Annotated in this window: 2 protein-coding genes; both read left to right on the top strand. The window is 59.5% G+C overall.

Translation table 11 applies throughout. From position 1 onward, the window contains the following. Window positions 1–10: 10 nt before the first annotated feature. Window positions 11–454 carry a ribosomal protein S18-alanine N-acetyltransferase gene (gene rimI, locus ACTHS3_RS14515; RefSeq protein ID WP_440368313.1) on the top strand — a complete coding sequence of 148 codons (444 nt, stop codon included), beginning with the start codon at window positions 11–13 and terminating at the stop codon, window positions 452–454. After that, on the top strand, window positions 448–1,031 hold a 584-nt coding region (locus tag ACTHS3_RS14510), incomplete at its 3' end, for a uracil-DNA glycosylase family protein (RefSeq protein ID WP_440368312.1). The genes rimI and ACTHS3_RS14510, both read left to right, overlap by 7 nt.

Below are 1,031 nucleotides of genomic sequence, written 5' to 3'. Positions count from 1 at the left end.
AGGCCAAACCGTGAACCTGCGCCCAGCCGTACTTGCCGACTGCCCCACCCTTGCCGCCATCGACGCACAAGGCAATCCCTCGTCGTGGACGGTGCAACAGTTTGAGTCGGCGGTTCAACACCATCCCGACAGCGTTTGGCTCAGCCAGACCAACCACCAAATTACCGGCTTTATCGTGTGGCAAACCGTGTTTGACGAATCCGAGCTGCACCTGATTGCCGTTGCGCCAGAATACCGCCGACAAGGCATTGCATCCGCCCTGCTACAACACTGGCAAAACGCAGTGCAACAGCAAGACGCAACCCGATTGCTGCTCGAAGTCCGCGCAAGCAATGAAACCGCGCAACAGCTCTACCGCAAACACGGCTTCCAAACCTGCGGTCGCCGCAAAAACTACTACGCCCTGCCCGACGGTGGCAGCGAAGATGCCGTATTGATGGAGAAATCATGTTAAGCAGCCGCTATCTGCACCTGCACGAAGCCTTGGGCTTGGGCCCGATGTGGCTGAACCGAAACGCCAAAATCATCCATGCCGCGCCTCAAACCGCAACATCAGCCGCACCCGTCCGCCCCAAAACCATTGCTGCCGATACCGCGCAAACCGTGCGCACTTTATCCGCAGGTGCCCATCAGGCACGCACTGCCGCCATCGCTACTGCGCAAGCGGCCAAACCGGCTGTCCGCGCTCCCGAAGCAGCACCCAAAGCCATTGCCGAAACACCGACAAAAACAGAAAAAGCCGCGCATTCAGACAATCTGCCCCGCCTTGACGTAACCATCAGGCCGTCTGAAATCATGGTGGTCAGCATTTGCCCGTCCACCGAAGACAGCCTGCACGGTACACTGTTTAGCGGCGATGTCGGCACGCTTCTCGACAACATCCTCGCCGCCATCGGCCTCAAGCCCGAGCAGGCGCACAAAACCGCATGGGTCAAAACCGCGCCCGTATTCACTGCCCTGCCCGATGCCGAACACATCCGCTCCGAGCTTGCCGAAATGCAAAACGAGCTGACCGCTTCGCAAGCGCGCGC

This window comes from Neisseria sp. P0009.S007 (assembly GCF_051962515.1).
Note: the sequence above shows the minus strand (reverse complement) of the source record. Positions and strands in the feature narration are given on the sequence as shown.